Annotated in this window: 7 protein-coding genes; 6 read left to right on the top strand and 1 reads right to left on the bottom strand. The window is 33.5% G+C overall.

The features are described from left to right. From L6Q46_RS12090 to L6Q46_RS12070, 5 genes are all read left to right on the top strand, one after another. Positions 1 to 866 (top strand): SusD/RagB family nutrient-binding outer membrane lipoprotein (locus tag L6Q46_RS12090; RefSeq protein WP_291284515.1); only part of this gene is annotated, 866 nt, incomplete at its 5' end. A gap of 11 nt (positions 867 to 877) precedes the next feature. Further along, positions 878 to 1,735, top strand: a complete 858-nt coding sequence (locus L6Q46_RS12085) for a hypothetical protein (protein ID WP_291284514.1) — start codon at positions 878 to 880, stop codon at positions 1,733 to 1,735. Between the two features lie 12 nt (positions 1,736 to 1,747). Continuing rightward, positions 1,748 to 2,716 carry a hypothetical protein gene (locus L6Q46_RS12080; RefSeq protein ID WP_291284513.1) on the top strand — a complete coding sequence of 323 codons (969 nt, stop codon included), beginning with the start codon at positions 1,748 to 1,750 and terminating at the stop codon, positions 2,714 to 2,716. 70 nt (positions 2,717 to 2,786) lie between these two features. Then, positions 2,787 to 3,521, top strand: coding sequence for a 23S rRNA (guanosine(2251)-2'-O)-methyltransferase RlmB (gene rlmB / locus L6Q46_RS12075; protein ID WP_291284512.1), 735 nt, complete (start codon positions 2,787 to 2,789; stop codon positions 3,519 to 3,521). A gap of 16 nt (positions 3,522 to 3,537) precedes the next feature. Beyond that, a complete protein-coding gene (locus L6Q46_RS12070) occupies positions 3,538 to 4,230 on the top strand; it encodes a hypothetical protein (protein WP_291284511.1) in 693 nt (230 codons plus the stop codon). A gap of 4 nt (positions 4,231 to 4,234) precedes the next feature. On the opposite strand, the gene L6Q46_RS12065 is transcribed toward L6Q46_RS12070, so the two are convergent. Next, complete coding sequence (locus L6Q46_RS12065) at positions 4,235 to 4,987, bottom strand: rhomboid family intramembrane serine protease (RefSeq protein ID WP_291284510.1); 753 nt, start codon at positions 4,985 to 4,987, stop codon at positions 4,235 to 4,237. Positions 4,988 to 5,059: 72 nt separating this feature from the next. On the opposite strand from L6Q46_RS12065, the gene L6Q46_RS12060 reads away from it, so the two are divergent. Continuing rightward, on the top strand, positions 5,060 to 6,064 hold a 1,005-nt coding region (locus tag L6Q46_RS12060; protein ID WP_291284509.1), incomplete at its 3' end, for a replication-associated recombination protein A.

Genomic DNA, 6,064 nt, shown 5'->3' with positions numbered 1-6,064 from the left:
AAAAATTTGCTAACACATTAAAACTAAGAATTCTTCTAAGAGAATCAGGAAGAACTGCATCTGGAACTTATGTTCAAGATAAAATTGATGAAATGGAAGCAGATGGAGCTGAATTTTTAGGCGCTAATGATAATGTAAAAATTAATCCAGGTTATGCAGCAGCTACTAATCAACAAAACGGCTTTGCAGCTTTATTTTTAAATGTAAACGATGCTTTTGTAAACAATTATAGTTCTACTGCTGCCACAAAATACACTATCGAATATTTAACTAATACAAACGACACAAGAAGAAATCGTATTTATGCAGCAGCATCAAACGGGTCATATGCAGGTCATCAACAAGGAGACATTTTAGAACCTGCTACTAACTACCCTGTTTCTCATATTGGTCCTGGTTTGTTAATTAACTCTGCTCAAGACGGAATTATATTTACTGCAGCAGAAAGTTTCTTATTACAAGCCGAAGCTGTACAAAGAGGATATATGACTGGTTCTGCTAAAGATTTATATGAAAGCGGAATTAAAGAATCATACAAAATTTTAGGCTTGACAGAAGGTGATGCAATTACTTACTATAGTCAATCCATTTCACTTGTAAACTGGGATAGTTCAGCAGGAAATGAAATTGAGGCAATTATCAATCAAAAATGGATTGCTTTAAACGGAATTAATGGTGCCGAAACTTGGATTGAAAACACAAGAACTGGATTCCCAGCTCACGTGCCGTTATCTACAGTAGCTCCAGGAAGTTCAAGACCAATTCGTCTTCTGTATCCAAGTTCTGAAATCGCAGGAAACACAGCAAACGTTCCTCAACAAACAGAAGCACAAGCATTTACTAGTAAAATATTTTGGAACGAATAAAAAAAAGAAATATGAAAAAAATTAAAATTTTATCATTAGCGTTATTCGCTCTTTTAATGATAACATCGTGTGTTAAAGACGATGATGAAAACACAGGAAATGGTGCTAGAGTTGTAGGATTTAGCAAAAGTTTTAACTCTTATATTTTTACAGGAGCTGACACTGAGCCATATTTAATCAACGAAAAAATTAACCTTGTTGGTGGTGCTAACGGAACACCATCAAATGAAGATATTGTTGTTTCTTTTTCAATTGACCCAAGTAGTACTGCCATTCAAGGCACTGATTACACAATTACTGGTTCAACTACAACATTGGCTGCAGGTTCAGATTTTACTCAAATTCCAATTATGGTAGACCCTTCGATTCTTCCAGGAAATACTCCTAAAACAATTGTAATCAATTTAGAAGGAACAGACTCAGATAATGCAGTAATTGCTGATGATAAAAAGCAAATTACAATTACCATTGCAAAATGTGAATCTAACTTAGCTGGAACATATAGCCTTGTTGTTACAAGAACTGATAACAATACAACTTACAATTTCCCAAATGAAGAAATTACAGAAATTGGTATTGGTCAATATGTAACTTCTTCAACAGGCCCTTATGGAAATGGAGATTTAACTTCTGATGGTGCTCCTCGAGATGGTTTTGTATTCAATGATGTTTGTCAATCTATACAAATTGAAGAACAATATCTTGGTGACTACTACACAAATCTTGTTGAAGGTGATAGCGACTCAGGTTTTGTAACACTTGATCCAGACACAGGAGAAGTAGAATCTATAACCATGTATTATTCAATTAGAGGCTTTAGTAGCGGTACAGCACGAAGAACTTTTACAGCAGTATACACTAAACTTTAACATCGATTCATTATGAAAAAAATAAATATATTACGATTCTTATTTACAACGGCGCTTTTTTCGTCACTTGTAATAATTACCTCTTGTAACGACGACGATGTTGATTTAGGTAGTAAAGTAAAACCTGTTTTAACATCAAGCACTACAACTTTCACGGCTAAAGAAGGTGATGTAGTAACTTTAGACTTCACTTTAGATAAAGCTATCAACAAGCCTATTCAATACCGATTGGTTATGTTAGACGAAAGTACAGCAACAGATCTTGAAGACTATTCAATTCCTGGTTGTCGTAGTAACGATCCTGACTGTGTTGCGATTGAAGAAAATGGAGGACCAGTTGGTTACATCTTTGAAATTCCAGCTTATACTACTTCTTATAGTGTTGACATCTCTTTACTTAACGATTTAGATATTGAAAGCACAGAGAACTTAAAATTAAAAGTAGTTTCTAACAGAACATTATTAGGAACTGTTGGTGATTTAGTTTTTGATATCAACATTGAAAATTCAAGCGATTTAGTAATCGACTTAAATTGGTCAGGTACTTTTGATGATGGTGGAACAACCGTTGATAACTGTGACTTAGATATGGACTTAGAGCTTATCGATAATGATGGCAATTACATTGATTTTAGTTACAGCAATTGTCCAGAACAATTAACTTTAAGTACTTCAATGTCTGATGGAACTTATTATTTAGATGTTAGTCTTTGGACAACTTCAGGTTATAGTCAACCTATAAACATTCCTGCTTCTGTTACATTTAATAAACCAGGAATCCCATTAGTAGAAACTGAAGATGTGTCTTCTTATTTCCCAATGGATCAAGGCGGATTAGATGATGGAAATTCGAATGCAATTATAACATTTGAAATTACAAAAGTGGGTCATACTTTTACCATTACAAATCCAGACAACCAAGTTGTATTCCAAGGAAGAATGGCAAAAAGAACAGGGAACAGAGTTAATTTAAAAAAATAAACTCAAAAAGTTCTAAAAACATAAATTTAAAACCACTTCAATTGAAGTGGTTTTTTTATACCTTTGCCACATGGAAAAAGACAACCAAATATTCGGGATTAGAGCAATAATTGAAGCAATTAACGCTAAAAAGGAAATTGATAAAGTATTCGTTCAAAAAGATGCACAAGGCGACTTGATGCAAGATTTGATGAAAACAATGAAAAGAAACAACATCAACTTCTCCTACGTTCCTGTTGAAAAACTAAACCGATTAACTCCAAATAATCACCAAGGTGCCGTGGCAACCATTGCTCCTATTTCTTTTGTTGCATTAGAAACCATGGTTGAAAGTGTTATTGAAAGTGGTAAAAAACCTTTATTCCTAATTTTAGATCAATTGTCAGATGCGCGTAACTTTGGCGCTATCATCAGAACCGCAGAATGTACGGGTGTTGATGGAATTATTATCCAAAAACAAGGTTCGGCTCCTGTGAATGGTGATACAGTTAAAACTTCGGCTGGAGCTGTTTTTAATGTGCCAATTTGTAAAGTTGATCACATAAAAGATGCCATTTTTTATTTACAAGGAAGCGGAATCAAAACCGTTGCTGCTACTGAAAAAACAGACCAACACATTTACGACATCAACTTCAACGAAGGCGTTGCCATTATTATGGGTAGCGAAGACAGAGGTGTAAATCCTTCGGTATTAAAAATTGTTGATGAAAAAGCAAAATTACCAATGTTTGGCACAATTGAATCTTTAAATGTTTCAGTGGCTTGTGGTGCTTTTTTGTATGAGGTATTGAGACAGAGAATGTAATTAGTAAAATTAATAAATGGAGAATTTTTTTAATGATTTTGACTGGAAATCCTTTTGGATGGGTTCATTTATAAATTTAATTTTCTTAATTATTAGTATTTTTATTTCAATTAAACTAATTCCTTATTTTACTTTAAAACTATTAAAGAAGAAAAGGAAGAAAAATATCATTACTAAAGTTTCATATGTAATTCAAGAATTTTGCCAATTCATTGAAAAATCAACTTTCAAAAGCTCTGATATAACAAACGAAAGTTTATCTATCTATACTAACAAAAAAGATATTAAAAACTATCGATTCATCGGAATTACTAATCTCAATGTATTCAAAGAAATAACTCACTTAAGAGTACAAGAATTAATTCTTGAACAATTTGAAAAATTAACTCCAGATGAACAATTTGAAAAAATTAAAAAAGAGAAAGAAAGACTAGATTTATTTTCTTCAAAATTAGAAGCGATTATAAATTCGCATTCATTAGATCTTGACGAAGAAATCATATCAGATGTTAGTCAATTATGCATTCAAATTAGAGCATTAGACATTAAATTTAATTACAATAACTCAATCGATGATTTAATTGAAAAGGGACTTACAAAAAGAACAGGAATTTTTGGAATTTCAGAAACAAAAGAAATTTACGTTTCTATTCTTGCGATTTTGAAAAGACTTTTAGAACAAGAGACAATAGAAGTAATTATAAAATAAGCTTTTACTTCTTCCCTCCCAAAAACTCATAAACCACTTTCATAGAAGAATTGAAATATTCTCTAATTACTTCCTCTGGTTTTGGTGGTGGATTGAAATTTCCTTTTTCATCGAAGTTTTTCATGAATGGATCGAGTTCAGGATTAAAATCGGGTTTTTCCCATTCGTAGAAAATAGGTTTAGAAAATTGAGGTGTTTTCAAAATTAACGCTAGAGCTAATCCCACAAGAAATCCTGCTAAATGGCCTTCCCACGAAATGCCTTCTTTTACATTGGGAAACATGTACCAAACGCTTCCTCCGTATAAAATAACAATGGTAAAGGACAATGCAACTAATCGGTAATATTTAGTAAAAATGCCTTTAAAGAAAATGAAACTCACTAAAGCATAGATTAATCCACTAGCGCCAATGTGATAACTTGGTCTTCCCAATAACCAAGTTCCTAATCCTGAAAATAAAATTCCTAAAAACAAAACCACAAACGATTGTTCTTTGTAGAAATACCTCAATATTGGCAACAACACTAATAAAGCAACGGAATTGTTTGCCAAATGTTCAATATCGCCATGTAAAAAAGGACTAAAAAGAATTCCTTTTAATCCATACACTTCTCTTGGGTAGATTCCAAAATGAGACAAATTATGTTGAAATTGTAATTCATACCAAAAGACCAACCATAAAGTCAATACAAAAAAGAGCGGTAATAAAATGACCGCTTTTGTAAACTGAAAAGGATTATCGTGCTGTTTTTCCATGTTGATTTGAATTCAAAGATAAAGCCAAAAATATTTCTATGCACATTTGTCATAAAATTGTAATTTTACGTCATGAATCAACCATTAGCCGAACGCATTCGCCCACAACAATTATCGGATTACATCAGCCAATTGCATTTAGTTGGACCTGAGGGTTCGTTAACGCAACAAATTGCCAAAGGATTAATTCCAAGTTTGATTTTATGGGGACCACCCGGAACTGGAAAAACAACCTTGGCACAAATCATGGCACAAGAAAGCAAACGTCCGTTTTACCAACTGAGTGCGATACATTCTGGTGTAAAAGACATTCGTGAGGTAATTGAAAAAGCGAAACAAAGCAGTGGTCTTTTCACCGCAAAAAATCCGATTTTATTTATTGATGAGATTCATCGCTTTAGTAAATCACAACAAGATTCTTTGTTGGCTGCTGTGGAAAAAGGTTGGGTAACTTTGATTGGCGCAACGACTGAAAATCCAAGTTTTGAAGTCATTCCCGCTTTATTGTCAAGATGTCAGGTTTATGTTTTGAATGCGTTTACCAAAGACGATTTAGAAGCCTTATTGCATCGTGCAATGAAAACCGATGTTCAACTTCAAAATAAAAATATCCAATTAAAAGAAACTGAAGCTTTATTGCGACTTTCGGGTGGAGATGGAAGAAAGTTATTGAATATTTTCGAATTAGTCATTAATGCTACTGAAAGCGATACCATTGAAATTACAAATGAAAAAGTGATGCAATTGGTACAAAAAAATACGGTACTGTATGACAAAACTGGCGAACAACATTATGATATTGTTTCCGCATTCATAAAATCGATTCGTGGAAGTGACCCGAATGGAGCGGTGTATTGGCTAGCCCGAATGATTGAAGGTGGTGAAGATGTAAAATTCATTGCCCGACGAATGCTAATCTTAGCCAGTGAAGATATCGGAAATGCTAATCCAACAGCGTTTATTATGGCGAATAATGCTTTTCAAGCGGTGGCAACTATTGGTTATCCAGAAAGCCGCATTATTTTGAGTCAATGTGCGATTTATTTGGCGACTTCAGCTAAAAGTAACGCGAGTTAC

This window comes from Flavobacterium sp. (assembly GCF_023151265.1).
Lineage (GTDB): Bacteria > Bacteroidota > Bacteroidia > Flavobacteriales > Flavobacteriaceae > Flavobacterium.
Note: the sequence above shows the minus strand (reverse complement) of the source record. Positions and strands in the feature narration are given on the sequence as shown.

Bases quoted from the DNA above. Each gene is read 5' to 3' on its own strand.
- L6Q46_RS12085 (WP_291284514.1), top strand. From the start codon at position 878: ATGAAAAAAATTAAAATTTTATCATTAGCGTTATTCGCTCTTTTAATG.
- L6Q46_RS12080 (WP_291284513.1), top strand. From the start codon at position 1,748: ATGAAAAAAATAAATATATTACGATTCTTATTTACAACGGCGCTTTTT.
- rlmB (WP_291284512.1), top strand. From the start codon at position 2,787: ATGGAAAAAGACAACCAAATATTCGGGATTAGAGCAATAATTGAAGCA.
- L6Q46_RS12070 (WP_291284511.1), top strand. From the start codon at position 3,538: ATGGAGAATTTTTTTAATGATTTTGACTGGAAATCCTTTTGGATGGGT.
- L6Q46_RS12065 (WP_291284510.1), bottom strand. From the start codon at position 4,987: ATGGAAAAACAGCACGATAATCCTTTTCAGTTTACAAAAGCGGTCATT.